Source organism: Streptomyces carminius, from assembly GCF_002794255.1.
Lineage (GTDB): Bacteria > Actinomycetota > Actinomycetes > Streptomycetales > Streptomycetaceae > Streptomyces > Streptomyces carminius.
Genome location: NZ_PGGW01000052.1, coordinates 47645 through 71681, shown reverse-complemented (window position 1 = coordinate 71681; position 24037 = coordinate 47645). Strand labels below are relative to the sequence as shown.

Annotated in this window: 25 protein-coding genes and 4 tRNA genes; 15 read left to right on the top strand and 14 right to left on the bottom strand. The window is 72.3% G+C overall.

The features are described from left to right. Nucleotides 1-51: 51 nt before the first annotated feature. The 3 genes from crcB to CUT44_RS15460 are packed head-to-tail and all read right to left on the bottom strand — an operon-like array spanning nt 52 to nt 1333. On the bottom strand, nt 52-462 hold the full coding sequence (gene crcB / locus CUT44_RS15470) for a fluoride efflux transporter CrcB (protein WP_100202441.1): 411 nt from the start codon (nt 460-462) through the stop codon (nt 52-54). Further along, the gene (locus tag CUT44_RS15465; protein ID WP_100202440.1) at nt 459-974 is read right to left on the bottom strand and encodes a fluoride efflux transporter FluC; all 516 of its coding nucleotides are present in this window, start codon (nt 972-974) and stop codon (nt 459-461) included. Before CUT44_RS15465 ends, crcB begins: the two co-directional genes overlap by 4 nt. Beyond that, entirely contained in the window at nt 971-1333 is a 363-nt protein-coding gene (locus CUT44_RS15460; protein WP_199185711.1) for a metallopeptidase family protein, read from the bottom strand. The genes CUT44_RS15465 and CUT44_RS15460 overlap by 4 nt, the downstream gene beginning before the upstream one ends. 147 nt (nt 1334-1480) lie before the next feature. Here CUT44_RS15460 and CUT44_RS15455 point away from each other — a divergent pair, with 147 nt between their 5' ends. From CUT44_RS15455 to CUT44_RS15440, 4 genes are all read left to right on the top strand, one after another. Continuing rightward, a complete protein-coding gene (locus CUT44_RS15455) occupies nt 1481-3148 on the top strand; it encodes a metallophosphoesterase family protein (RefSeq protein ID WP_100202439.1) in 1668 nt (555 codons plus the stop codon). Between the two features lie 116 nt (nt 3149-3264). Beyond that, a tRNA-Glu gene (locus tag CUT44_RS15450) sits at nt 3265-3337 on the top strand. 37 nt (nt 3338-3374) lie between these two features. Next, nucleotides 3375-3449: transfer RNA gene (locus CUT44_RS15445), tRNA-Asp, on the top strand. Between the two features lie 3 nt (nt 3450-3452). Beyond that, nucleotides 3453-3526 (top strand) — tRNA-Phe (locus tag CUT44_RS15440). Nucleotides 3527-3609: 83 nt separating this feature from the next. On the opposite strand, the gene CUT44_RS15435 is transcribed toward CUT44_RS15440, so the two are convergent. Then, nucleotides 3610-4593 (bottom strand): GlxA family transcriptional regulator, encoded by a 984-nt coding sequence (locus CUT44_RS15435; protein ID WP_408646744.1) that lies wholly within the window; start codon nt 4591-4593, stop codon nt 3610-3612. 71 nt (nt 4594-4664) lie between these two features. Here CUT44_RS15435 and CUT44_RS15430 point away from each other — a divergent pair, with 71 nt between their 5' ends. The 4 genes from CUT44_RS15430 to CUT44_RS15415 all read left to right on the top strand — a co-directional run bounded on the left by CUT44_RS15430 (nt 4665) and on the right by CUT44_RS15415 (nt 6545). Next, nucleotides 4665-5429 carry an NAD(P)H-dependent oxidoreductase gene (locus tag CUT44_RS15430; RefSeq protein ID WP_100202437.1) on the top strand — a complete coding sequence of 255 codons (765 nt, stop codon included), beginning with the start codon at nt 4665-4667 and terminating at the stop codon, nt 5427-5429. Nucleotides 5430-5511: 82 nt separating this feature from the next. Next, the gene (locus tag CUT44_RS15425) at nt 5512-5670 is read left to right on the top strand and encodes a UTRA domain-containing protein (RefSeq protein WP_233221420.1); all 159 of its coding nucleotides are present in this window, start codon (nt 5512-5514) and stop codon (nt 5668-5670) included. A 91-nt stretch (nt 5671-5761) separates the two neighbouring features. After that, complete coding sequence (locus CUT44_RS15420) at nt 5762-6274, top strand: GNAT family N-acetyltransferase (RefSeq protein WP_100202435.1); 513 nt, start codon at nt 5762-5764, stop codon at nt 6272-6274. A gap of 52 nt (nt 6275-6326) precedes the next feature. Further along, a complete protein-coding gene (locus tag CUT44_RS15415; RefSeq protein WP_100202434.1) occupies nt 6327-6545 on the top strand; it encodes a cold-shock protein in 219 nt (72 codons plus the stop codon). Between the two features lie 96 nt (nt 6546-6641). Here the strand turns inward: CUT44_RS15415 and CUT44_RS15410 are convergent, their stop codons facing one another. Both CUT44_RS15410 and CUT44_RS15405 read right to left on the bottom strand, forming a co-directional pair. Further along, complete coding sequence (locus CUT44_RS15410) at nt 6642-7064, bottom strand: hypothetical protein (RefSeq protein ID WP_100202433.1); 423 nt, start codon at nt 7062-7064, stop codon at nt 6642-6644. Nucleotides 7065-7177: 113 nt separating this feature from the next. After that, complete coding sequence (locus tag CUT44_RS15405; protein WP_100202432.1) at nt 7178-7687, bottom strand: YfbM family protein; 510 nt, start codon at nt 7685-7687, stop codon at nt 7178-7180. 141 nt (nt 7688-7828) lie between these two features. Here CUT44_RS15405 and hrpA point away from each other — a divergent pair, with 141 nt between their 5' ends. The 3 genes from hrpA to CUT44_RS15390 all read left to right on the top strand — a co-directional run bounded on the left by hrpA (nt 7829) and on the right by CUT44_RS15390 (nt 12538). Beyond that, on the top strand, nt 7829-11863 hold the full coding sequence (gene hrpA / locus CUT44_RS15400; RefSeq protein WP_100202431.1) for an ATP-dependent RNA helicase HrpA: 4035 nt from the start codon (nt 7829-7831) through the stop codon (nt 11861-11863). A 151-nt stretch (nt 11864-12014) separates the two neighbouring features. Then, nucleotides 12015-12089 (top strand) — tRNA-Asp (locus tag CUT44_RS15395). Nucleotides 12090-12307: 218 nt separating this feature from the next. After that, a complete protein-coding gene (locus CUT44_RS15390) occupies nt 12308-12538 on the top strand; it encodes a DUF6274 family protein (RefSeq protein WP_100202430.1) in 231 nt (76 codons plus the stop codon). Nucleotides 12539-13250: 712 nt separating this feature from the next. Here CUT44_RS15390 and bldC read toward each other — a convergent pair. Continuing rightward, nucleotides 13251-13457, bottom strand: coding sequence for a developmental transcriptional regulator BldC (bldC, locus tag CUT44_RS15385; protein ID WP_003949541.1), 207 nt, complete (start codon nt 13455-13457; stop codon nt 13251-13253). Between the two features lie 475 nt (nt 13458-13932). Continuing rightward, nucleotides 13933-14796, bottom strand: coding sequence for a hypothetical protein (locus tag CUT44_RS15380; protein WP_100202429.1), 864 nt, complete (start codon nt 14794-14796; stop codon nt 13933-13935). 452 nt (nt 14797-15248) lie between these two features. On the opposite strand from CUT44_RS15380, the gene CUT44_RS15375 reads away from it, so the two are divergent. Both CUT44_RS15375 and CUT44_RS15370 read left to right on the top strand, forming a co-directional pair. Next, nucleotides 15249-16334, top strand: a complete 1086-nt coding sequence (locus CUT44_RS15375) for a Leu/Phe/Val dehydrogenase (protein WP_100202461.1) — start codon at nt 15249-15251, stop codon at nt 16332-16334. 437 nt (nt 16335-16771) lie between these two features. Then, nucleotides 16772-17044, top strand: a complete 273-nt coding sequence (locus CUT44_RS15370) for a DUF3073 domain-containing protein (RefSeq protein WP_100202428.1) — start codon at nt 16772-16774, stop codon at nt 17042-17044. Nucleotides 17045-17178: 134 nt separating this feature from the next. Here the strand turns inward: CUT44_RS15370 and purM are convergent, their stop codons facing one another. From purM to CUT44_RS15355, 3 genes are all read right to left on the bottom strand, one after another. Then, nucleotides 17179-18285, bottom strand: coding sequence for a phosphoribosylformylglycinamidine cyclo-ligase (gene purM / locus CUT44_RS15365; RefSeq protein ID WP_100202427.1), 1107 nt, complete (start codon nt 18283-18285; stop codon nt 17179-17181). An 88-nt stretch (nt 18286-18373) separates the two neighbouring features. Next, on the bottom strand, nt 18374-19933 hold the full coding sequence (gene purF / locus CUT44_RS15360; protein ID WP_100202426.1) for an amidophosphoribosyltransferase: 1560 nt from the start codon (nt 19931-19933) through the stop codon (nt 18374-18376). 75 nt (nt 19934-20008) lie between these two features. After that, entirely contained in the window at nt 20009-20812 is an 804-nt protein-coding gene (locus CUT44_RS15355) for a maleylpyruvate isomerase family mycothiol-dependent enzyme (protein WP_100202425.1), read from the bottom strand. A gap of 200 nt (nt 20813-21012) precedes the next feature. Here CUT44_RS15355 and CUT44_RS15350 point away from each other — a divergent pair, with 200 nt between their 5' ends. Continuing rightward, nucleotides 21013-21300, top strand: a complete 288-nt coding sequence (locus CUT44_RS15350) for a hypothetical protein (RefSeq protein WP_100202424.1) — start codon at nt 21013-21015, stop codon at nt 21298-21300. A gap of 56 nt (nt 21301-21356) precedes the next feature. Here the strand turns inward: CUT44_RS15350 and CUT44_RS15345 are convergent, their stop codons facing one another. From CUT44_RS15345 to CUT44_RS15335, 3 genes are read right to left on the bottom strand one after another with little or no spacing between them, the layout of a single operon-like run. Beyond that, nucleotides 21357-21743, bottom strand: a complete 387-nt coding sequence (locus CUT44_RS15345; protein ID WP_100202423.1) for a hypothetical protein — start codon at nt 21741-21743, stop codon at nt 21357-21359. Then, nucleotides 21731-22261, bottom strand: coding sequence for an ATP-binding protein (locus CUT44_RS15340; RefSeq protein ID WP_100202422.1), 531 nt, complete (start codon nt 22259-22261; stop codon nt 21731-21733). The genes CUT44_RS15345 and CUT44_RS15340 overlap by 13 nt, the downstream gene beginning before the upstream one ends. 19 nt (nt 22262-22280) lie before the next feature. Beyond that, nucleotides 22281-22934 carry a bifunctional DNA primase/polymerase gene (locus CUT44_RS15335; protein WP_100202421.1) on the bottom strand — a complete coding sequence of 218 codons (654 nt, stop codon included), beginning with the start codon at nt 22932-22934 and terminating at the stop codon, nt 22281-22283. Nucleotides 22935-23138: 204 nt separating this feature from the next. On the opposite strand from CUT44_RS15335, the gene CUT44_RS15330 reads away from it, so the two are divergent. Further along, nucleotides 23139-24035 (top strand): helix-turn-helix domain-containing protein, encoded by an 897-nt coding sequence (locus CUT44_RS15330; RefSeq protein ID WP_100202420.1) that lies wholly within the window; start codon nt 23139-23141, stop codon nt 24033-24035. Nucleotides 24036-24037: the final 2 nt, after the last annotated feature.

Genomic DNA, 24037 nt, shown 5'->3' with positions numbered 1-24037 from the left:
GGCACCTCCGGGGCGGGGCGGGATGAGGACGGGCGCCCTGCCCAACTCCCGTCAGCCCGCCAGGTAACGCACCAGGGCCAGACCCGCCCAGAGAGAACCCAGCGCGACCGCCGGGGTGAGCACGGCGTTCGCCAGCGCCGCCCGCGCCCGGCCGCGTTCGGCCAGCCGCAGCGTCTCGTAGGAGAAGGTGGAGTACGTCGTCAGCGCGCCGCACAGCCCGGTGCCGAGCAGCGCCACCGCGCCCGGCCCGGCCGCTCCCGCCCAGGCCGCGCCGGTCACCGCGCCGAGCAGCGCGCTGCCCGCGGCGTTGACGGTGAGGGTGCCCCACGGGAAGACCGACTCGTGCCGCGCCTGCACCGCACGGTCCACGACGTACCGCAGACACGCCCCGGCCGCCCCGCCCAGCGCCACCGCCGTCCAGACGAGCCGGCCGCCGGTCCAGTCGCCCCCGCCCGCCGTCACCCCGCCACCGCCCTGCCTCCCAGCACCGCCCGGGCCGCCGCGGCGCCCGCCCAGACCGCGCCGAGCGCGGCGGCGAGCGTGCCGCCCAGATACGCCGACGCGGTGCCCGCCGCGCCCCGCTCCAGCAGCGTGACGGTGTCCAGCGCGTACGCCGAGCAGGTGGTGAAGCCGCCCAGCACCCCCGTGCCCAGGAAGGGCCGCGCCAGCGGGTGGCCCCGCCCGTACTCGGCCACCAGCACCATCAGCACGCCGAGCAGCGCGCTGCCGGCCGTGTTGACGGCGAGGGTCGCCCAGGGCAGGCCGCCGGGCGGGGCGGGCCAGGCCGATATCAGGGCGTACCGGGCGGTGGCGCCGAGCGCCCCGCCCGCCGCGACGGCGGCGAGGACGGCCAGGGTCCGCCGGAAGCGGAGGCCGCCGGCGGTCTCGGCCCGGTGGGCGGGGACGCGCAGATCGACGTCCGGGTCCACGGGCCCGTCCGGCTCGTCCCGCCCGCCCGACGGCGGACCGCTCACCCGTACCCCAGGGCGTGCAGCCGCTCGTCGTCGATGCCGAAGTGGTGGGCGATCTCGTGCACGACCGTGATCTCCACCTCCTCGACGACCAGCTCGCGGTCGCCGCCGTCGCGCTCGCACATCCGCAGGGTGGGGCCGCGGTAGACCGTGATGCGGTCCGGCAGGACCCCGGCGTACCACTCGCCGCGCTCGGTCAGGGGCGTGCCCTCGTACAGCCCGAGCAGCTCGGGATCCTCGGCGGGCGGTTCGTCCTCCACGAACACCGCCACGTTGTCCATGAGCCGCGTCAGCTCCGGGGGGATCCGGTCGAGCGCCTCGGCGACCAGTTCCTCGAACTCCTCGCGCGTCATCTCCAGCACGCGCCCATTGTCCGCCACCGCCGCCGGGCGCCGCGGGGCCCGGGTCCGTCCGGTGCGTCCCCGGCCGCCCCGCGCCGCCGCCGTACCGCCGCCGTACCGTCACCGCGCCGCCGCATAGTCGATCTCCGGACGGGCATAGGCTTCGGCATGAGCCGTGAACCACTTCGGCCGCTGAGAGCCACCGCCCGCAGGGCCGCAGCCGTTCCGCGCGCTCTTCTCCGGCGCCGCCGTACACACCGCCGGGGAGAAAGGCCGCTCTCCCTCGGCCGCCCGTCCCACACCTCCCGTCCCTGGGCCCGGGCGTTCACACTGGTCGTCGTCACCCTGCTGGGCGCCTGGCTCGGGCTGCTGGTGGTGGGCAGCGTGCAGGCGCCCGTGGGGCCGGTGAACACCCGGATGTCGCTGGAGCCCTCGGCCACCGGCGGCACCCGGATCGACGTACCGCCGCTCGGCTCGCTCGACCTGGACACCCACCACGCCCCGCTCAGCCTCGACGTCGACGTCGACCAGCTCGACCCCGTGCGGGCCCAGGCGCTGGTGGACCACCCGGAGCGGATCAGCGGGCTGGAGGAGCGGATAGCCCAGGACGTCCAGTCCGGCACCCGCGAACTGGCGGTGAAGTCCTGTGCCGCGGTGCTCACCGGCGCCACCGCACTGGGCCTGGCCGTCTACCGCCGCCCGCGGCGCGCCCTCGCGGCGGGCGGGCTCTCCCTGGCGCTGCTGGCGGCCTCCGGGGCGGTGGCGTACTCGACCTGGAACCCGAAGTCGGTGCTGGAACCGAGGTTCTCCGGGCTGCTGGCCAGCGCCCCCAACGTGGTGGGCAACGCGCGCAGCATCGTCACCGAGTTCAACGTCTACGAGCAGGAGCTGGCCCGGCTGGTGACCAATGTCACCAAGCTGTACGACGCCGTCTCCACCCTGCCGTCGTACCAGTCCGACCCGAACACGATCCGGGTGCTGCACGTCTCCGACATCCACCTCAACCCGGCCGCCTGGAGCATCATCGCCTCCCTGGTCGAGCAGTACGAGATCGACGTGATCATCGACACCGGCGACACCATGGACCACGGCACCGCCGCCGAGAACGGCTTCCTCGATCCGATCGAGGACCTGGGCGCCCCGTTCGTGTGGGTGCGCGGCAACCACGACTCGCGCTCCACCCAGGCCTACCTGGAGGACCTGGACAACGCGTACGTCCTGGACGGCGGCGCCCCGGTGACGTTCGACGGCCTGCGGATCGCGGGCATCGGCGACCCGCAGTTCACCCCGGACCGCTCGACGAAGCCCGGCGGCAAACCGGCCGAGATCAGGGCCGGCCGCAAGCTGGCCGCGGCCATCCGGGCGAGCGAGAAGCGGGGCGAGCCGGTGCACATCGCGGCCGCGCACAACCCGGACGCGGCCGAGGAAGTGGACGGCGAGGTGCCCCTGGTCCTGGCCGGGCACCTGCACGTCCGCAAGACCCGGATCCTGGAGGACGGCACCCGGCTGATGCTCCAGGGCTCCACGGGCGGCGGCGGACTGCGGGCCGTGGAGGGCGACGAGCCGGAGAAGGTGATGGCCTCGGTGCTCTACCTGGACCAGGAGAGCAAGCGGCTCCAGGCCTGGGACGAGATCACCCTCGGCGGGCTGGGCCTGACGACGGCCGAGGTCAGCCGCCATCTGCCGGACGACGAGGAACGGGGCGGCCCGTCCCCCTCCCCCACGTCCTCCCTCACCTCCACGCCCACGTCCACGCCCTCCCCCGGCGCCTCACCGCCGCCCTCCCCCTCTCCCCCGGCACCCACCGCTCCCGCGGCACCCTCGCCCACGGGATAGCGGCCCGCCCCGGACCCACCCGGACACCCCCGGGGAACTGTTTTGGCGAACCGTCCCCGCATCCCATATGCTTCTCACGTCCCCGACGCGCTGAGAAGCGCCCAGGTGGGCCATCAGCCCTCATCGTCTAGTGGCCCAGGACGCCGCCCTTTCAAGGCGGTAGCACGGGTTCGAATCCCGTTGGGGGCACGCACAATCTGTGCGAGACTGGTGCTCGCACACGCTTGGTCCTGTGGAGCAGTTTGGAGTGCTCGCCACCCTGTCAAGGTGGAGGCCGCGGGTTCAAATCCCGTCAGGACCGCGCGGCTGGGTAGCTCAGTTGGTACGAGCGTCCGCCTGAAAAGCGGAAGGTCGCCGGTTCGACCCCGGCCCCAGCCACCGCAGACGAAGTCCCCGCGCGAGCCCGCTCGCCCGGGGACTTCCCCGTTTCCAGGGGCATCCCTCCTCCCGCCTCCCGCAGGTCAGGGGCCGCGGAACGTGGCACGGTAGGCGCTGGGTGAGACCCCGAGTTCGGCTTTCAGATGCAGTCGCATCGAGCCGGCGGTGCCGAAGCCCGCAGCGGCGGCGACCTGGTCAACCGACAGGTCGGTGCATTCCAGGAGGGCGCAGGCTCGCTCGATGCGCTGTTGGGTGAGCCACCGTCCCGGTGAGGTACCGACTTCGTCACGGAAACGCCGGGTGAATGTTCGCGTGCTTGTCGATTCCTGGGCTGCCAGTTCCCGGAGCGTGATGGGCCGGTGCAGATTCGCGAGCGCCCATTGGCGTGCCTTGCCGGTCGATGAGATTCCCGGTTCCGGCATCGGTCGCTGCACGTATTGCGCCTGGCCGCCCTCGCGGTGCGGCGGGACGACGGAGCCGCGCGCCACTTCGTTGGCGACTGCCGCGCCGTGGTCGGTGCGGATCATGTGCAGGCACAGGTCGATGCCGGCCGCCGCTCCGGCAGAGGTGAGGACCCCGTCGTCGTCGGTGTAGAGGACGTCGACGTCGAACGCGACATCCGGGAATCGCTCCCGGAACCGGGCGGACGAGCGCCAGTGCGTGGTCGCTCGCCGCCCGGTGAGCAGGCCCGCCGCGGCCAGCACGAACGATCCCGTGCAGATCGAGGCGATCCGTGTGCCGCCGGGTCGGATCCGCGCCAGCGCGGCGGTGAGCGCGGGGTCGAGCGGTCCACTGTGGGGGTCGAAGTCGTCTGCGGACCCTGGGACGACGACGGTGTCGGCCTCGGCCAGCGCCTCGGAGCCGTGAACGACGGTGATGGGGAAGTCGGCGTCCGTGCGCTTTTCCCCGGGCACGAGTGCGCAGGTCACGACCTCGTAGAGCGAGGCGCCGGCGGCCGTGCGGGCCTGGCCGAAGATCCGGTGAACGATGCTGAGCTCGAATGACAGAACCCTGTCGCGGACCAGGACCGCCACACGGTGGCGCCCGTCACCGGCGAAGACGGTCATGGCCCGATCCTCGCACATGTTGTCCATCGGGCCAGTCGTCGTGACGGTGCCGTACGGTCACCATCGGCGTCATGAACGTTCTCTGGATCCTTGCCCACCCCGAACCCCGCTCGCTCAACGGTTACCTCGCCGCGGAGGGGCAGCGCGCGCTCTGCGCCGAAGGCCACCGGGTCGAGGTGTCGGACCTGTACGCGATGGGCTGGAATCCCGTCGTCGACGCCGCCGGCTACGCCCACCACCCGGCGGAGCGGTTCCAGGTCGCTGCTGCCGCGAAGCAGGCGTACGAGAGCGGCGCGCTGAGCGCCGATATCCGAGCCGAGCAGGAGAAGATCAACCGGGCGGACACCATCGTCGTCCAGTTCCCGATGTGGTGGTTCGGAATGCCCGCCATCCTCAAGGGCTGGTTCGACCGGGTCTGGCACCAGGGCTTCGCGTACGGGTTGCGCGGCCCGAACGGCGAGTGGATCGGCTACGGAGACGGGTTCCTCGCGGGTAAGCGTGCGATGGCGGTTGTGACCATGGGCGGGCCGGCGTGGTTCTACGGTGAGCGGGGCATCCACGGAGCCATCGGCGAACTGCTGTTCCCGCTGCAGCACGGCACCCTGTTCTACGCGGGCGCGGAGGTGCTGCCCCCGGTGCTGATCCCGGGTGCCGACCGGTTCACGCCCGAGCAGGGCGAGGCAGCGGCCGAGGAGCTGCGCGAGCGCCTGCTCACGATCCCGACGACCGAGCCGATCGCCTACCGGACGCAGAACGGCGGAGACTACGATCACAACCTCGTGTTGCGACCGGACGTGGCACCGGGCCTGACCGGGCTGGGAGCGCACGTGGCCTGACGTCGGTACAGGGACAGCCCTGGGCGCCCACGTCGGCAGGCACCACGCGGTGGACGTGGGCGCCCGGTCTCCGCACCGGCCCGTGACCAGGGAGGACGCTCCCCTCCTCGGCCTGGAGCCAGGCACGCCGGCCCTGACCATGACCAACCGCTACTGGGACCAGAACGGCGGGGTCGTCGAGTACGCCGTGGACTTCCTGGGAACCGGACGTGAACTCTCGGCCGAGTACGCGCTGGACTGACTTCGGGACACCGAAGCAGCTCACCCACGCTCACCGCTCGGACCAGACCGGTCTGCCGTAGGAACTGCCCGTCGAGTAGCCAGGAGCCCGCATGGGGAACCCGAGAATCCGGCCGTTCGCGGAAGCCGACCTGCCCGGCGCGGCGGCGGCACTGGTGGAGGTGCACGCGACGGACGGGTGTCCCGTCGAAGGGGTCGCCGACCCGGAAGCCTGGCTGCGGTCGGAGAGCGTGTCGGCCTCCTGGGTGGCAGAGGCCGACGACCAGGTCGTCGGACACGTGGCAGTGATGAGTCCCAACGGCGAGGACGCCGTAGCCCTCTGGGCCAGGCAGAGCGGCGAGGCCCCCGAGGACGTGGCCGTACTCGGCCGCCTCTTCGTCATCAAGAACGCCCGGAGGCGCGCCCTGGGCGAGGAACTGACGCGGACGGCGACGGCCTACGCACAGGCCCGCGGGCTCCGCCTGGTTCTCGACGTCATGACGAAGGACACCGCCGCCATACGCCTCTACGAACGCCTCGGATGGCGCAGGATCGGCGAGACCACGCACCACTACGGCGACGGCCGGCAGACCGGCGCCCTCTGCTACGCCGCCCCACCCAGCTAGCGCGTCACAAAGGCCTCTGCCCCATTCGGGAAAAACTCATAAGGTCCCTCTCATGGTGATTGCGACTGTCCGCGAGTGGAGCGACGAGGAAGGGTGGGGCGTGCTCGACTCCCCCGAGACCCCTGGTGGATGTTGGGGCCACTTCTCCCACATCCAGGTGGAAGGGTTCCGCACGCTGTCGCCGGGACAGCGAGTGGACCTCCAGTGGGAAGCCCCCGGGCAGGACGGGTACGCCTACCGAGCGGTGAACATCTTCCCTCGGCCGGACTGACATCAGCGACGGCGCACGCCCGCGATCGTCACCGGGCGGGGGCCGGATGACGGCGGAAAGCCACCCGGACGATCACCGGGTCCGGCTCCGCCGGTCTCACGCCGTAGGGCGGCGGTGGCGTTCGTGATACGTGCGGAAGTCGAAGAAGCGCAGGCCCTCGAACAGGGCGTCCGACTCGATCTCCCGCAGCGTCCAGGCGTGCTCGGAGTAGTCGTCGAACGCGACGCCGCCCTGCCTCAGCAGCAGGGCGGCAAGACGGCGCACCTCAGCGGTTCCGTCGATCCGCCCGGACACGTCGACCTGTACCGCCCAGGTGGGGTGGTACCCGAGAGCCGCTTCGAGAAGGGCCACCTCCTCCGGCGCCCAGTCCCGGAACAGGCAGCCGGTCTCCTCGTCGTCGATCACGACGTAGAGGCCTTCGGCGAACGTCCACGACCCGCCGCCCCCCGCAAGGTGCCGGTCAAGGCAGGCCGCCGTGTCGGCACGTTCGGCGACGGGGAACATGAACACGGTCCGCATGGACGCAGCGTATGCGCGGTACGCACGCCGCACCGAACGGTGACGCCCGGGTGAGCGCTGCCGTCCGAGGCCGGCGGCGGCGCGCCGCCTCGCGCGCCCCCTGAGCTGCGGGCTCAGGAGATCCACAGCAGCACGGTGTCACCGTCCCGGGCGGCGGCGGCGAGGAAGACGCGCAGCGCCTCGTAGTGGTGGCGGACGTACTCCAGGCCGTCCGCCCCGCCCTCGTCCCACAGGCCCGACGGGTAGGTGTCGGCGCGGGTCAGCTCGGCGGGGTCGAGGTCGGCGACGAGGGCCTCGAACGGTGTCCTCGCCAGTTCCCCGGCGACCTCGGCCACCTGGGCCGGGGTGAGGTGACGGGGCGGGGTGCAGCCCCAGTCGGCGGCGCCGGGTATCAGCTCGCCGCCGAGGACGACGTCCACGAGGAAGCCGGACCGCTCCAGCAGGAAACGGATGCCGTCCCACGCCTTGTCCACATCCAGGCGGCGGGCCCGTCCGGGCTCCGGCTTCGTCTCCCACTCCGCCGTGCCCGTCTCCAGGACCAACTCGTGCGCCCACTCCGGGTCGCCGAGCGCCCGCTGGAACTGCTCCGGGGTGAGGCGCGCGTACTCTCCGATCATTCCCATGCGCGCAGGCTACGAGGGGCCGCTGACAGTGGCGGGCCGCCGGGCGCGCGCGGGTGCCCACGACATAGGTGACACGCCTCTCCCGGGCTCCGGCGAATTGATTCGCCCGGCACGCGGGACGGGTGCGATCCTGGAGGCCGTATGTCCACTGTGTCTGATCCCACCCTCCCCGCCCTCCTGGAGCGGCTGCCCGAGCTGATGCCGCGCGACCGGCAGCGGCTGGGCCGGCGCCTCGAGGGCACCCGCCGCATCCGCAAGCCGGAGGCGCGGCGGGCCGTGCTGTCCGAGATCGCCGCCGAGATCGAGCAGGCCGAGCTGCGTGTCGCCGCCCGGCGCGCCGCCGTGCCCGCGATCGACTACCCCGAGCAGTTGCCCGTCAGCCAGAAGAAGGACGACATCCTGGCGGCGATACGGGACCACCAGGTGGTGATCGTCGCCGGTGAGACGGGCTCCGGGAAGACGACGCAGATCCCCAAGATCTGCCTGGAGCTGGGCCGCGGGGTGCGCGGGCTGATCGGGCACACCCAGCCGCGCCGGATCGCGGCCCGCACGGTGGCCGAGCGGGTCGCCGAGGAGCTGCGCACCCCGCTGGGCGGCGCGGTGGGCTGGAAGGTCCGCTTCACCGACCAGGTGGGTGAGGACACCCTGGTCAAGCTGATGACGGACGGCATCCTGCTGGCGGAGATCCAGACCGATCGCGAGCTGCGCCGGTACGACACGATCATCATCGACGAGGCGCACGAGCGCAGCCTCAACATCGACTTCCTGCTGGGCTATCTCGCCCAGCTCCTCCCCCGCCGCCCGGACCTGAAGGTCGTGATCACCTCCGCGACCATCGACCCGGAGCGCTTCTCCCGGCACTTCGGGGACGCGCCGATCGTCGAGGTGTCGGGCCGCACGTATCCGGTGGAGGTCCGCTACCGGCCGCTGCTGGAGGAGGACAGCGAGAACTCCGACCGGGACCAGGTCACGGCCGTCTGCGAGGCGGTGGAGGAGCTCCAGGCCGAGGGGCCGGGTGACGTCCTGGTGTTCCTCTCCGGCGAGCGCGAGATCCGGGACACCGCCGACGCACTGAACAAACGGAACCTCCGCTCGACGGAGGTCCTTCCGCTGTACGCGCGCCTGTCGCACGCCGAGCAGCACCGCGTCTTCCAGAAGCACGGCGGGCGGCGGGTCGTGCTGGCCACCAACGTCGCCGAGACCTCACTGACGGTGCCCGGCATCAAGTACGTCGTCGACACCGGCACCGCCCGCATCTCCCGCTACAGCCACCGCACCAAGGTCCAGCGGCTGCCGATCGAACCGGTCTCCCAGGCCAGCGCCAACCAGCGCAAGGGCCGCTGCGGCCGCACCTCGGACGGCATCTGCGTCCGGCTGTACTCCGAGGAGGACTTCCTCTCCCGCCCGGAGTTCACCGATCCGGAGATCCTGCGGACGAACCTGGCGTCCGTCATCCTCCAGATGACCGCGGCCGGGCTGGGCGAGATCGAGCACTTCCCCTTCATCGACCCGCCGGACCACCGCAGCATCAAGGCCGGTGTGCAGCTCCTGGAGGAGCTGAACGCGCTCGACCCGAAGCAGAAGGACCCGCGCAGGCGGTTGACGGAGACCGGCCGGAAGCTGGCGCAGTTCCCCGTCGACCCGCGGCTGGCGCGGATGGTGCTGGAGGCGGACCGCAACGGCTGCGTCCGCGAGGTGATGGTGATCGCCGCGGCGCTGTCCATCCAGGACCCGCGCGAGCGCCCCGCCGACAAGCAGCAGCAGGCCGACCAGCAGCACGCCCGGTTCAGGGACGAGAACAGCGACTTCCTCGCCCTGCTCAACCTGTGGAAGTACGTGCGGGAGCGGCAGAAGGAGCTGTCCTCCTCGGCCTTCCGGCGCATGTGCCGGACGGAGTTCCTCAACTACCTGCGCATACGCGAATGGCAGGACATCTACGCCCAGTTGCGCCAGGTGGCCAAGTCCATGGGCGTCCACCTCGACGACCGGGACGCCGACGCCGACCGCGTCCACCAGTCGCTGCTGGCGGGGCTGCTGTCGCACATCGGCTTGAAGGAGACCGAGAAGAACGAGTACCTGGGCGCGCGCAGCGCCAAGTTCGCCGTCTTCCCCGGCTCCGCGCTGTTCAAGAAGCCGCCGCGCTGGATCATGTCGGCCGAGCTGGTGGAGACCTCCCGGTTGTGGGCGCGGGTCAACGCGAAGATCGATCCGGACTGGATCGAGCCGCTCGCCGGGCACCTGGTCAAGCGCGTCCACAGCGAGCCGCACTGGGAGCAGAAGCAGGCGGCGGTGATGGCGTACGAGAAGGTGACGCTCTACGGCGTCCCCGTCGTCGCGCAGCGCAAGGTGAACTACGGGCGGATCGACCCGGAGACCTGCCGGGACCTTTTCATCCGCAACGCGCTGGTGGAGGGCGACTGGCGCACCCACCACCAGTTCTTCCACGACAACCGCAGACTGCTGGGCGAGGTGGAGGAGCTGGAGCACCGGGCCCGGCGCCGCGACATCCTCGTCGACGACGAGACCCTGTTCGACTTCTACGACCAGCGCCTCCCCGAGCACATCGTCTCCGGGGCGCACTTCGACTCCTGGTGGAAGCGGAAGCGCCAGGAGGAGCCGGATCTGCTCAACTTCGAGAAGTCCATGCTCATCAACGAGCGGGCCGAGCGGATCACCAAGGCCGACTACCCCGACGTGTGGCGTCAGGGGCAGCTCAAGCTGCGGGTCACCTACCAGTTCGAGCCGGGCACCGACGCCGACGGCGTGACCGTCCACGTCCCGCTCCAGGTGCTCAACCAGGTCGAGTCGCGCGGCTTTGACTGGCAGATCCCGGGGCTGCGCGCCGACCTGGTCACCGAGCTGATCCGTTCGCTGCCCAAGCCGGTCCGCCGCAACTGCGTGCCCGCCCCCGACTACGCCCGGCGTTTCCTGGCGGCGGTCGCCGGGGACGGCGAGGCCCCGCCGACCGCCCCGCCGGACGAGCCGCTGACGGCCGCCCTGGCGCGGGAGCTGACCCGGATGACGGGGGTGCGGGTGAGTCCGGAGGACTTCGACCCGGCGAAGGTCCCCGACCACCTGAAGATCACCTTCCGGGTGGTGGACGAGCGGCGCCGCAGGATCCCGGGGAACGCCGAGAGCAAGGACCTGGAGGAGCTGCGGCTGGCACTGCGGTCCCGCACCCGGGCGGCGCTGGCCAAGGCGTTCGACGCCGCCCGGAGCACCGGCGGCGGGGCCGGGGGCGGGAGAGGTGCCGGGAACGACGGCGGCAGCGGGGCCGGGGGCGGCCCCGGTGTCGAGCAGCGCACCGGGCTGACCTCCTGGACCGTCGGCACGCTCCCGCGCACCTTCGAGACCCGGCGGGCGGGCCAGCCGGTCAAGGCGTACCCGGCGCTGGTGGACGACGGGGACTCGGTCTCGGTGAAGCTCTTCGACACCGAGGACGAGCAGCGGCAGGAGATGTGGCGCGGCACCCGCCGCCTCATCCTGCTGAACCTGCCCTCCAATCCGGCCAAGTTCGCCCAGGACAAGCTCTCCAACCAGGCGAAGCTGGCCCTGGCAGCCGCCCCGCACGGCAGCGTCCAGGCGCTGTTCGAGGACTGCGTGACGGCCGCCGCCGACCGGCTGATCGCGGCGCGCGGCGGCCCGGCCTGGGACGAGGAGGGCTTCCGCAAGCTGTTCGACGCGGTGCGCGCCGACCTCACCGACGCGGTGCTGGTGACCGTCCGGCAGGTGCGCGAGGTGCTCGCCGCCCGGCAGGCGTGCGAGCGCCGGCTGAAGTCGCCTCCGCTGGCGAAGAGTCCCACGCTCGCGCCGAACCTGGCGGACGTGCGGGAGCAGCTCGCGGAGTTGGTCGGCCCGGGCTTCGTCACCGCGCACGGCACGGGCCGGCTGCCGGACCTGCTGCGCTATCTGACGGCGGTGGACCGCCGGCTGCAGCAGCTTCCCGCCAACGTCGAGCGGGACCGGGCCCGGATGGCGAAGGTGAAGGAGATGCGGGACGAGTACGAGTGGCTGCTGGAGCAGTTCCCGCCGGGCCGGCCGGTGCCGCGTGAGGCGCGGGATATCCGCTGGATGCTGGAGGAGCTGCGGGTCAGCTACTTCGCGCACGCGCTGGGCACGGCCTATCCGGTCTCGGACAAGCGCATCATGAAGGCGGTGGACGCGGCGGCCCCGTGACGGCGGCCGTCCGCCACGGCACGGGCCGCGGGCCGCGGCCCGGCGCGTGGCATGAGCTGTGGCAAGGCCGCCACGGTAAGTGAGTTCGCGCCGCGGCCCCGGGCTGCTGTAGAGTCCTTCTCGCAGCTCAGGACATCCGGCTGCGACTCAAGGTCCTGTGGAGCAGTTTGGAGTGCTCGCCACCCTGTCAAGGTGGAGGCCGCGGGTTCAAATCCCGTCAGGACCGCAGTACGAAGGCCCGGTTCCCTCGTGGATCCGGGCCTTCGGCCGTTCCGCGCGCCTTCCGCACCCTTCCGTGTCTTCTCCGCGCCTTCTCCGGGCGCCCGGGTGTCTCCCGCCGTCTCACGGCCCGTCCGTTCCGGCCCGTTCCCACCGCCCGCCGCTGCGGGCCGTCTTGACGGCCCGACAGACCGCGGGTACCTCTCCTGCAAGGAGGTGGGCGCCATGCCGACGACTTCGGGACGTCCACGGCACGAGACACGGGCACTGCTGAGAGCGCATCTGTCGGCGGCGGCCCGCTACGGCCATCTGACCCGCCAGTGCCCCGTCTGCCACCGGCTGCAGCGGCTGGCGACGGAGCCGGCGGACGAGTTCCCCGGGCCGCGCCCGGGGACGCCGCACCCGGGGACGGAACCGGGCGGCCGGCCCGGTGCCGTGGACGGCGCCCCGGCCTGACCGTCCGGTGGACGCGAACCGGTCCCGGAAGCCACCGGACCGTTCACGGCCGGACGTCGAGCGACGGAAACGAGTGCGGGCCGGACCCGGCCGAAACCCGAACCGGGTGGCGGCCCCGTCCGGTCCGCACCCCCTTCCGTGTCCCGGTCCGGGTCCACCGGGCGGTGAGGGGTACGTCATGCACTTATTTCCCACTACCGTACGTTAGCCACCACGGGCAAGACGCCTGCGATGTGACGGGTGTCACCGAATCGGATGGCCGAAGAAGGGAATCCGCCACCTTCCAGCCCATGCCAAATTTAATATGTGCCATTGCACTGCTGTCCCACGGCACTTCCCCGGCGTCTTCCTCACATGTCCCACCCGGCTTTCCCGGCCCCGGGAAAGGTCTCGGCCACTGCCCAACACCGCCCGGAGACCGGCCTGTTGACGACCGAACAGCCCCGGGAAACACCGAACCCCGGCCCCGGACAGGTCCGGGAACGGGGTCTGGGCCGGCGCCGGAACGGGCTGCGGGACGGGGTCGGCCGCCCCGCCGGAAAGGCCCTCCGGACACAGGAGATCGCGCCGGGCCCGGCGGAGCCCAGCGCGATCGAAGTTCAGGCCGCGTGGGGGACACCGGCCCGACAGATGGTGCTGATGGTGCTGTGCGGGACGAGTTGGCGGGATGGGGGTCCCGGTTCGCCCGTTGTGCGGGGTTGTGCGGGGTTGGTCAGGCCTCGCTGCGCTGCTGCGGGATACCCGCCAGCAGGGCGCGCACCTCCGCCTCGCGGTAACGGCGGTGTCCTCCGAGCGTGCGGATGGACGTGAGCTTGCCGGCCTTGGCCCAGCGTGTGACCGTCTTCGGGTCCACACGGAACATGGTGGCAACCTCAGCCGGGGTCAGCAGCGGCTCGGCATCAGGGGTGCGAGCGGTCATGAGCGGCCTCCTCGGGAGAACCGAACCATCACGGTTCTTTCCTCTAAATTCTGCACCTTGACCCGCGTTGCCCGAAATGGCAGGCGCGGGCCGAGTCGGTTATAGGACGAACGGCTTGTCCTCGGCACTACAACTACACCATCTGTCCAGCCACGTCGGCCAAACCGACGGAATTGCCCTCTCAGGTGGCCAACCTCGACGGAAGCCGATGGACCATGCCATAACGGACAGTCACACCATCGTGACGATCGGTTACAACGTGAGCAGAGCTCCCCAGGCTCCCCGAGCAAAGCGCAATACCGATGGATCCGACCTTAGTTGGACGGATGAAGCCCTCTCCGGACTCCTTGTCCTATTTTGACACGAGAGGTGGTCTTCGGAGCAAGACCCTTGCCAGTGCTTTCCGTCACGCACGGGCCAAAGCTTCGGCCGGACTCCGGCCGGAACGGATCCTCCACCGGCTTCCGACCGGTCCTCAACTGGCCAGTCCCCGTTGCCGTACGGCGCGCCAGCGGTCGGACAGCCGCTCGTACACGGCGCCGGCCCGGGCGGCGTCCCCCTCGCGCAGTGCCGCCAGGCCCTCCGCGGTGTCGGCGGCGGAGTGGTCCGCGGCGAGCTCCTCCTCGGAGAGGGTATACACCAGTCCCCCGTAGTCCAGCTCCACCAGCGAGCGGGGGTGGAACTCCTCCAGCCACCGCCCCACGTCCACCAGGCCGTCGACCAGCGGACTGTCCTCCAGCTCCTCGCGCAGCACCCTCAGCCCGCGGGCCAGCCGCCGCCGGGCCTGCACCATCGGGGTGCGGTAGCGCAGCACGAGGCCGCCGCCCTCCGGAGCACTGCCGAGACCACCGCCCTCCCCCTTGCCGTACTCGCGCTCCTCGTCGGCGAAGAGCACGAACCAGCGGATGGGGACGTGCCAGGCCGCCGAGCGGATCCACGGCCGGGCGTCCGGGTTGCGCTCCCGCCAGCGCTCGTAGTCCGCGGCGGCCTCCCGGCGCACCACCGGCGGCACCGCGGTGTCCAGCACCGGCGGCGGCAGCTCGCCGCCGAGCCGTCCCAGCGCCAGCCAGCCGCGCAGCCGGGTCCGCCAGGGGCACACGCACAGCACCCCGTCCGCCTCGGCGACGAAGGCGTCCGCGCTCTCGCGCACCGGCACCACCACCGGCGGCACCGGCACCAGGCCGGCCAGCGAGCGGCGCAGCTCGTCCTGGGCGCCGGGCAGGTGCTCGCGCCGGGCGTAGCGGGCCCAGTGCGAGCGCTCCGGCTCGGGGAAGGCGGCCAGTGGTTCGTAGACCCGCAGATAGGACGCGTACGGGACGACCACCGGAGTAGTGACCACGGGTTCTTCCTCCTGGAGCGGTCGGCCGGAGACGGCGGACCGGGGCTTACTCGGATGGATTGGTGCAGATTGGCGCGGATCGGTGCGGATCGGTGCGGATCGGAACGGACCGGGGCGGACTGGGACCGTCGGGGGCGGGCAGGAGACGGGCAGGAGCGGGACAAGGGCAGTTCAATACCCTGATCCTGGCACCGCAACTGCACCGCGGCCGCACCCCGGTACTCCCGGGGGCGCCCAGGCCGTACTCTCATGCCATCCGGCCCGCCCGTATCCTCCCGCCACAAGCGGGGGATGCTGGAAGGGCATCCCCTCCGCGACATACAGGAGTCACCACCGTGACTGACGTACGTCCCGCCGCCGGCGACCACGTCCGCGAACACGGACACGGACAGGCATCGAGCGCCGAGCGCACCACCAACACCGCGAGCACCGCGAGTCCCTCGGCCACCGCCCTGCACACCCTGTTCCACTCCGAGCAGGGCGGCCACGAGCAGGTGGTGCTCTGCCAGGACCGCGAGACGGGCCTGAAGGCCGTCATCGCCGTCCACTCCACCGCCCTGGGACCGGCCCTGGGCGGCACCCGGTTCCACGCGTACGCCACCGAGGCGGACCCGGAGGAGGCCGCCCTGCGGGACGCACTCAACCTGGCCCGCGGCATGTCGTACAAGAACGCCCTCGCCGGGCTGGACCACGGCGGCGGCAAGGCCGTGATCATCGGCGACCCGGAGCAGCTCAAGAGCGAGGCGCTGCTGGAGGCCTACGGGCGCTTCGTCGCCTCCCTGGGCGGCCGCTACGTCACCGCCTGCGACGTGGGCACCTACGTGCGGGACATGGACGTGGTCTCGCGCACCTGCCGCTGGACCACCGGCCGCTCCCCCGAGAACGGCGGCGCGGGCGACTCCTCGGTGCTCACCGCCTTCGGCGTCTTCCAGGGCATGCGCGCCAGCGCGCGGCACCTGTGGGGCGAGTCCACGCTGCGCGGCCGCCGGGTCGGCGTCGCCGGCGTCGGGAAGGTCGGCCGGCACCTGGTGGAGCACCTGCTGGAGGACGGCGCCGAGGTCGTGGTCACGGACGTGCGGGCCGAGGCCGTGGAGCGGATCCGCGCCGCGCACCCGGAGGTGACGGCGGTGGCCGACACCGACGCGCTGATCCGCACCGAGGGGCTCGACGTGTACGCGCCCTGCGCGCTGGGCGGCGCGCTGAACGACGAGACCGTCCCGGTGCTGACGGCGAGGGTGGTCTGCGGCGCGGCCAACAACCAGCTCGCCCACCCGGGGGTCGAGAAGGACCTCGCCGGCCGGGGCATCCTCTACGCGCCCGACTACGTGGTGAACTCCGGCGGCGTGATCCAGGTGGCGGACGAGCTCCACGGCTTCGACTTCGCTCGTGCGAAGGCAAAGGCCGAGAAGATCCACGACACCACGCTCTCGATCTTCGAGCGCGCCGCGGCCGACGGGGTGCCGCCGGCGGTGGCGGCGGACCGCATCGCCGAGCAGCGGATGGCCGAGGCCCGGCGGACCCGGCGGCCCGGCGCCTGACCCCGGCGGCCCGGCTCCGGCTCCCGGCACCCGACCCCGGCGCCCGGTGCGCCCGGCCGCCGGCACCCGTACCGCGGCCGGATCCGTACACCCGTTCCCCGCACCGGGCCCGGCGGCCGGTTCCGCACGGCCTGTTGACGCTGAGTCTCACGGTTCATCACGTACAGTAGTGGACCGTGCGGGAGACATCCCTCACCACCCCTTGGCGGGTGACCGGCGGGACAGAAGATAAAATCGGCACTGACCAGCGAGGAAAGGGTCGCCGGACGGTGCCCGCACCGGCCGTGTCGTGCGGGCGGCGTACCGTAGGGCGACGGAAGCAGGTACCGTTGAAGCACCACGGACGGTCTCTCGATCGCATCGAGGGTCCGCTCCGCATCATGAACGCGTGTCAAGACTCTGGGGCCGTTGAGCCCCGTCGTTGAGGGGGTCGAGCCATGGGGCGCGGCCGGGCCAAGGCCAAGCAGACAAAGGTCGCCCGCCAGCTGAAGTACAACAGCGGCGGGACTGATCTTGCACGCCTGGCTGAGGAGCTGGGCGCATCGACAGCGAACCAACCGCCGAACGGCGAGCGGTTCGAGGACGATGAGCTGGACGACCCGTACGCCAAGTACGCGGAGCTGTACAACGACGACGAGGATTCCGAGGGCGCCGACCATTCGGTCGACTCCCGGTCTCCCTCTCCGTCGCACCACCGACGTCGCGCCTGACGCCGTCGTCCGTCACCGAGTACACCGGTCTCACATCGATCATCACCCGGTCCGGCTTCCGCCGGACCGGGTTTTGGTCCTTCTCCGGCGTCCCGGCTGAGCGGGCGGCCGGACCGGCCGGTCCGGCCGCCCGCTCAGCCGGCGTAGTCCCCGGTGAGCTCCACCGCCGCGGCGCCCTCGCCCCGTCCGGTGATCTCGCCGGCGACCCAGGAGTCCACCCCGCGCTCGCCCAGCAGCTCCAGCGTGGCCCCGACCGACTCCGGCGGTACGACGGCGACCATGCCGACGCCCATGTTGAGGGTCCGCTCCAGCTCCGCCCGCGCCACCCGGCCGAGTTCGCCCACGGTGCGGAAGACCGGCGCCGGGCTCCAGGTGGCGCGGTCCACGGTGGCGCGCAGCCCTTCCGGGATCACCCGGGCGAGGTTGGCGGCGAACCCGCCGCCGGTGATGTGCGAGAAGGCGTGCACCTCGGTGGCGCGGAGCAGCGCCAGGCAGTCCAGCGAGTAGATCCGGGTGGGCTCCAGCAGTTCCTCGCCCAGCGTCCGGCCGAACTCCTCGACATGGCGGTCCAGCGCCCAGCCGGCCCGGTCGAAGAACACGTGCCGCGCCAGCGAGTACCCGTTGGAGTGAAGCCCGCTGGACGCCATCGCGACGACCACGTCACCCGTGCGGATGCGCTCGGCGCCCAGCACCCCGTCGGCCTCGACGACCCCGGTGCCCGCGCCCGCCACGTCGTACTCGTCGGGGCCCAGCAGTCCCGGGTGCTCGGCCGTCTCGCCGCCGACCAGCGCGCAGCCGGCCAGTACGCAGCCCTCGGCGATCCCCTTGACGATCGCCGCGACCTTCTCGGGTCGGACCTTGCCCACGCAGATGTAGTCGGTCATGAACAGCGGCTCGGCGCCGCAGACCACCAGGTCGTCCATGACCATGGCCACCAGGTCGTGGCCGATGGTGTCGTGGACGTCCATCCTCTGGGCGACGGCGACCTTGGTGCCCACCCCGTCGGTGGCCGAGGCCAGCAGCGGACGCTCGTAGCGCTTGAGGGCGGAGGCGTCGAAGAGGCCGGCGAAGCCGCCGAGCGCGCCGACGCTCTCGGGGCGGCGGGCCTTCCGCACCCACTCCTTCATCAGTTCGACGGCGCGGTCGCCCGCCTCGATGTCCACTCCGGCGGCGGCGTAGCTCGCACCCGGACCGGCCTCGGCCGGGCCGGCGGCGGGGTCGGGTGAGTCGGTGGAGGTCATGGTCTTCCTCTGTGCGGGGCCGGCGGGGACCGGCGGAGAGCTGACGGCGGGGAGGCTGACGGGGCCGGGAACGGCCGGGGGCGGCTGCTCAGGGCCTGCGCAGCGCGTCGGCCGCACCCGGACCCCCGAGCAGGCTCCGCACGCCGTCCGGGTCGGCGCCGGCGGGTTCGGCCGTCTCGGTCTCCAGCAGGTGCTTGCCCAGCAGTCCCGGGTCCGGCAGCTCCATCGGGTACTCCCCGTCGAAGCAGGCCCGGCACAGGTTCGGCTTGGCGATGGTGGTCGCCTCGACCATGCCGTCCAGGGAGATGTACGCCAGCGAGTCCGCGCCCAGCGAGGTGCCGATCTCCTCGACCGACAGGCCGTTGGCGATCAGCTCGGCGCGGGTGGCGAAGTCGATGCCGAAGAAGCAGGGCCACTTGATGGGCGGGGAGCTGATCCGCACGTGCACCTCGGCCGCACCCGCCTCGCGCAGCATCCGCACCAGGGCGCGCTGGGTGTTGCCGCGGACGATCGAGTCGTCGACGACCACCAGGCGCTTGCCGCGGATGACCTCCTTGAGCGGGTTGAGCTTGAGGCGGATGCCGAGTTGGCGGATGGTCTGCGAGGGCTGGATGAAGGTCCGGCCGACGTAGGAGTTCTTGACCAGACCGCTGCCGTAGGGGATGCCGCTGGCCTCGGCGTAGCCGACCGCGGCGGGGGTGCCGGACTCCGGGGTCGCTATGACCAGGTCCGCCTCCGCCGGGGCCTCGGCGGCCAGCCGGCGGCCCATCTCCACCCGGGAGAGGTAGACGTTGCGGCCGGCGATGTCGGTGTCGGGCCGCGCCAGGTACACGTACTCGAAGACGCAGCCCTTCGGCTTCACTTCCGCGAACCGCTGGGAACGCAGCCCGTCCTCGTCGACGGCGATCAGCTCGCCGGGCTCGACCTCCCGGATGAAGGAGGCGCCGACGATGTCCAGGGCGGCCGTCTCGGAGGCCACCACCCAGCCGCGCTCCAGCCGGCCGAGGACCAGCGGGCGGATGCCCTGCGGGTCGCGGGCGGCGTAGAGGGTGTGCTCGTCCATGAAGACGAGGCTGAAGGCGCCCTTGACCTTCGGCAGGACGCCGGGCGCCGCCTGCTCCACGGTCAGCGGCTTGCCGTCCTCGTCCACCTGGCCCGCCAGCAGCGCGGTGACCAGGTCGGTGTCGTTGGTGGCGGCGACCCGGTTGGCCCGGCCGCCGCTGCTGGGGAGCTTCGCGACCAGCTCGGCCAGTTCGGCGGTGTTGACCAGGTTGCCGTTGTGGCCCAGCGCGATCGAGCCCTGCGCGGTGGCCCGGAAGGTGGGCTGGGCGTTCTCCCACACCGAGGCGCCGGTCGTCGAGTAGCGGGCGTGGCCCACCGCGATGTGGCCCCGCAGGGAACCCAGCGAGGTTTCGTCGAAGACCTGGGAGACCAGGCCCATGTCCTTGAAGACGAGGATCTGCGAGCCGTTGCTCACAGCGATTCCCGCGGACTCCTGTCCCCGGTGCTGCAACGCGTACAGCCCGAAATAGGTGAGCTTGGCGACCTCTTCTCCCGGGGCCCAGACACCGAAGACGCCGCAGGCGTCCTGGGGGCCCTTCTCACCCGGGAGCAGGTCGTGGTTGAGTCGTCCGTCGCCACGTGGCACGCGTTCGAGTCTAGGACAGGTCACGCGGTGCTCCGAATCCGGGCGGCCGCCGGGCGGACCGCTCACGCTGGGGCATCAGCCCAGCACAGGAAGGTGCGCACGCAGATCGGCGCGTTCGCCACTGGCTGTGAGATGCGCCGCATCGAGCTCCGCCGCCCAGTCGGTACGGCCGGTGGCCAGCCGGATCCAGGTGAGCGGGTCGGTCTCCACGACGTTCGGCGGGGTGCCCCGGGTGTGCCGGGGACCCTCGACGCACTGGACGACCGCGAAGGGCGGGACGCGCACCTCCACCGAGGAGCCGGGTGCCTTGGCGGCCAGCGCGTCGGCCAGCAGCCGTACGGCGGAGGCCAGCGCCTGGCGGGCCGGCGGGACGCGGACGCCGGTGGCGCGGGCCAGGTCGTCGCTGTGCACCACCAGCTCCACCAGCCGGGTCACCGTGAAGTCCAGGGCGCGCATGGCGCCGAAGCCGTGCGGCAGCAGCACGTCGGGCCGTACCGCCTGCTCCAGCACCGGCTCCAGTTGCTCGACGGCGTCGTCGACGGCCCGCGCCGCGCTCTCGTACTCCTGGGCGTGCTTGCGGGTCTCGGCGTCGAGCCGGTCGGCGACGGCGGCGGTGGACATCGCCCAGGTGTTCAGGTCCGTCTGCGGTCCGGGCACCCGGGGCGGGGGCTCGGCCAGCAGCCGGGGCACCGCCTCGATCTGCCCGGCGATGTGGACGACGAGGTGGTGCACGTCCCAGCCGGGCAGCCCGGAGGGCAGGGCCAGCTGCTCGGGGGTGAGCCGGTGCACGGCGGTGCGCACGGACTCCACCTGCCCGATGAGCCCGGCCCGCACCAGGGCCGGCTCGTACGTCCTGGGCTTGCGCTTCGCGGGAGGCATGGCGTCAGCGTAGAACGCCGGGTGACCGGAGCAGGCGGTTACCCGCCGGTCGCGGCGATCAGTCGTACCGCGGCACTCCGGGGCGGGCCGTGTCACGTGCCTGTGCCGTGTGTCCGTGTCCTCCCTATGTCCTCCGGCAGAGGCGCCGTTCCCCCGCGGGGCCGACGCTCCCCCGCCCGTCGGCCGGAAGGCTGGTTCCCATGACCTCCATGGCCTCCGTCGCCGTCCTCGCCGTGCTCGGCACCGTGTTCCTCGCCCTGAACGTGCTGGCCTTCCGCAACGAGCCCCCCTTCTGGGCGATGCTGCTCGTCTGCCTGGCCACCTATCCGCTCGGCACGCTCCTGCTCCGGCTCCCCGTGTTCGCCGACGCCGAGTACGGGACCGCCGTCGACTGGGGCGTGCGGCTCGTCCTCGTCTCCGCCGGCATCGCCCTGCTGAGCCTGGCACTCGGCGGGAGGCGGCGCCGGGCCGCGACCGACGCCGGGTGATCCCGCCGTCCGTACCTCCGCCCTCATCGCGCCCTCATCGCGCCCTCACCGCGCCCTCACCGCATCCCTTCCCCGGCGGTCGGCTCCGACGGCAGCAGGATCCGCCGGACCTCCAGCGCGTACGCCGTGCCGCGCTCGCCCACGGTCAGCCCGTACGGCCGTCCCAGGGCGAGGGTGTGCAGGGCGACCTCGCCCGCGGCGAGGCTCCGGCTCCACATCCGCAGCAGCCGGGCGGCCGTTCCGGGGCCGTGTTCCGTTCCGGGGCCGAGGCGGGCGGCGAGTCCGTCGGCCTCGGCCCACAGCCACCGCAGGGCGGACCGCCCGCCGGGGGCGTACGCCCGGGCCAGCGGCACGGTCCCGGCCTCCCGCGTCGCGGTGACCGTGCACAGGTGCACCCGCCGGTACCGCCGCACCACTCCCCGCACGCCCGTCACGCCCCGCACGCCGCCTCCGGCGGGTCGATACGGGCCCAGATCCGGGTGCCGGTGCCCCTGCCGACGCCGGTGACCGGTTCACACCCCACCTCGGTGGCCAGCACCGACACCAGCCACAGCCCCCGGCCCCCCTCGGCGGCCGGGCAGGGCTCGTCCGGCGGCGGGGGTGGCGTACCGCCGGACCCGTCCTCCCCCGCCTCTCCCCCGGCCTCCGGGCCCCGGTCGGTGACGCTGACCGTCAGCCGGTCCCGGCCGGTCAGCGTCACCACGACCGTGACGCGGTCACCAACGCCGTGCACCACGGCGTTGGTGACCAGCTCCGAGACGATCAGCACGGCGTTCTCGGCCTGCGCGGCGGGCACCCGCCACCGCCCGCAGACCCGGCGCACGTACTCGCGGGCCCGCCGGGGACTCAGTTCCGAGCGCCCGTCGACGGCGGTGGTCGTCCACCGGCCGCGCTCACCGCGGCGGGGACGGGCGGGCGGCACGGGCCGCAGCCCGGGGACGAGGGGTGAGTGTGGGGTCATGGGCCTGGGGTCCTTCCGTTCAGGGGTGGAGGGTGGTGAGCGCGCCGAGCGCGCCGAGTACGTCGAGCACCTGGCGTGCCGCCGGCAGGGGGTGCCCGGTCGGCGGCGCGACCCACCGGGCGTGCCCGGCGCCGTCGGCGGCGGGCAGCGGCAGCGGGCGGTGCGGCGGGTGCGCGGTGACCCGGCCCGCCCGTTCCCCGGCGGGGACGGGCGGCGGCTCCTCGTCCGTGAGCACGTACAGCCGCTCGGGTCCCTCGCCGTGCGGGGCGGCCAGCCGCATGACCGGTGCCGCGATCCCGGCGGCGGCGAGGACTGCGAGCACGTACGGCCACCGGAGGCCGTCGGCGCACAGGGCGGCCATGCCCCGCCCGGGCCCGGTGGCGGCGATCACGCCGTACGAGGGGCGGGCGTCCCACAGCCGGTCCAGCGCCGCCGGGTCCGCCGTCGCCTCCCGCGCCCACCGGGGCGTGGCCGGGTGCCGGTCCGGGGCGAAGCACCACGCGTGGCGCCCCGTGCAGGCGGGCGTCACCGCCCACCCGAGCCCGGCGTACCGGTGCGCCCAGCGGCGCGCCTGCTCGACCCGCTCCCGCCGCGCGGCACCGCGCGGCGACAGCAGCACCCGGTCCGGGGCCGCCCCCGGGCGCTGGGCGGTGTGACGTGCTGAGTGCTGCATGACGTGCTCCCGACCATCAGGCGAATCGAACCAGTAAGCGATGAGCGACCAGATGGCTACCCGGCGTAGCGGATGCCTCTAGAATGACGCCTGAATCTTCTGTCTGCAACTTCTGTCAGAAGATTCAGCAACCTTCGCCAGGTGAAGAACCGGGATGGAGCGGATGAAAACGTCGATTACCTCCATGCCTCAGAGTGAGGCAGGATGACCCTCAGTAGAAGCAGGGGAGGAGGCCGCCAAATGAAGCGATCCCACGGTCCCGTGGTACGCATGAGGCGTCTTGGCAGAGAGCTACGCCGCCTTCGTGAAGATTCACGAATGACGATCGAACAAGCGGGCAAGGCCATCGACCGGTCCGACTCCACCATCAGCCGGATCGAGAACGGCGGCCGCAAGCTCCAGCTCATCGAGTTGCGGGGACTCCTCGACGCCTACGAGGCGTCGAAGGAACAGCGCGAGCTGCTGCTGAACCTGTTCCAGGACGGTCCCGAACAGGGATGGTGGACCGTCTACGAGGACGCTCTGCCGCCCAACCTCGCCACTTACATCGGGCTGGAAGCCGACGCGGCCACACTGCGGGTGTACACACTGGCCATGGTCCACAGCCTGCTGCGGACCGAGGACTACTCGCGTGCCATCCATCGTGCGGGGCGCCCCACCGCGCAGAACAGCGAGATCGACACCCTTGTCGCGTTCCACTCCCACCGGCAGGAAGCCCTGACCCGTAAGCCGCACCCGCTGGAGCTCAACGCCGTCCTCGACGAGGCGTGCCTGCGCCGGTTCGTCGGTGGCCGCGAGGTGATGCGAGCGCAGCTCCAGTACCTGGCCCACTACGCCCGGGAGGTGCCGAACGTCACGCTGCAGGTCCTCCCGTTCAGCAAGGGCGCGCATGCCGCCCTGCACGGTTCCTTCACCATCCTGGACTTCCCGGACCCGGCGGAGCCCGTGGTGGTCTACCTGGACACCCCGGGTGGGAACCTCTACATGCAGAAGCCGCACGACATCCGGCGCTTCGACGCCGACTTCGGCCGCCTGCGCGGCATGGCGCTCGACGAGGAAGAGTCGGCGCAGTTCCTGGAGACCCTACTGGAGGAGTTGTAACC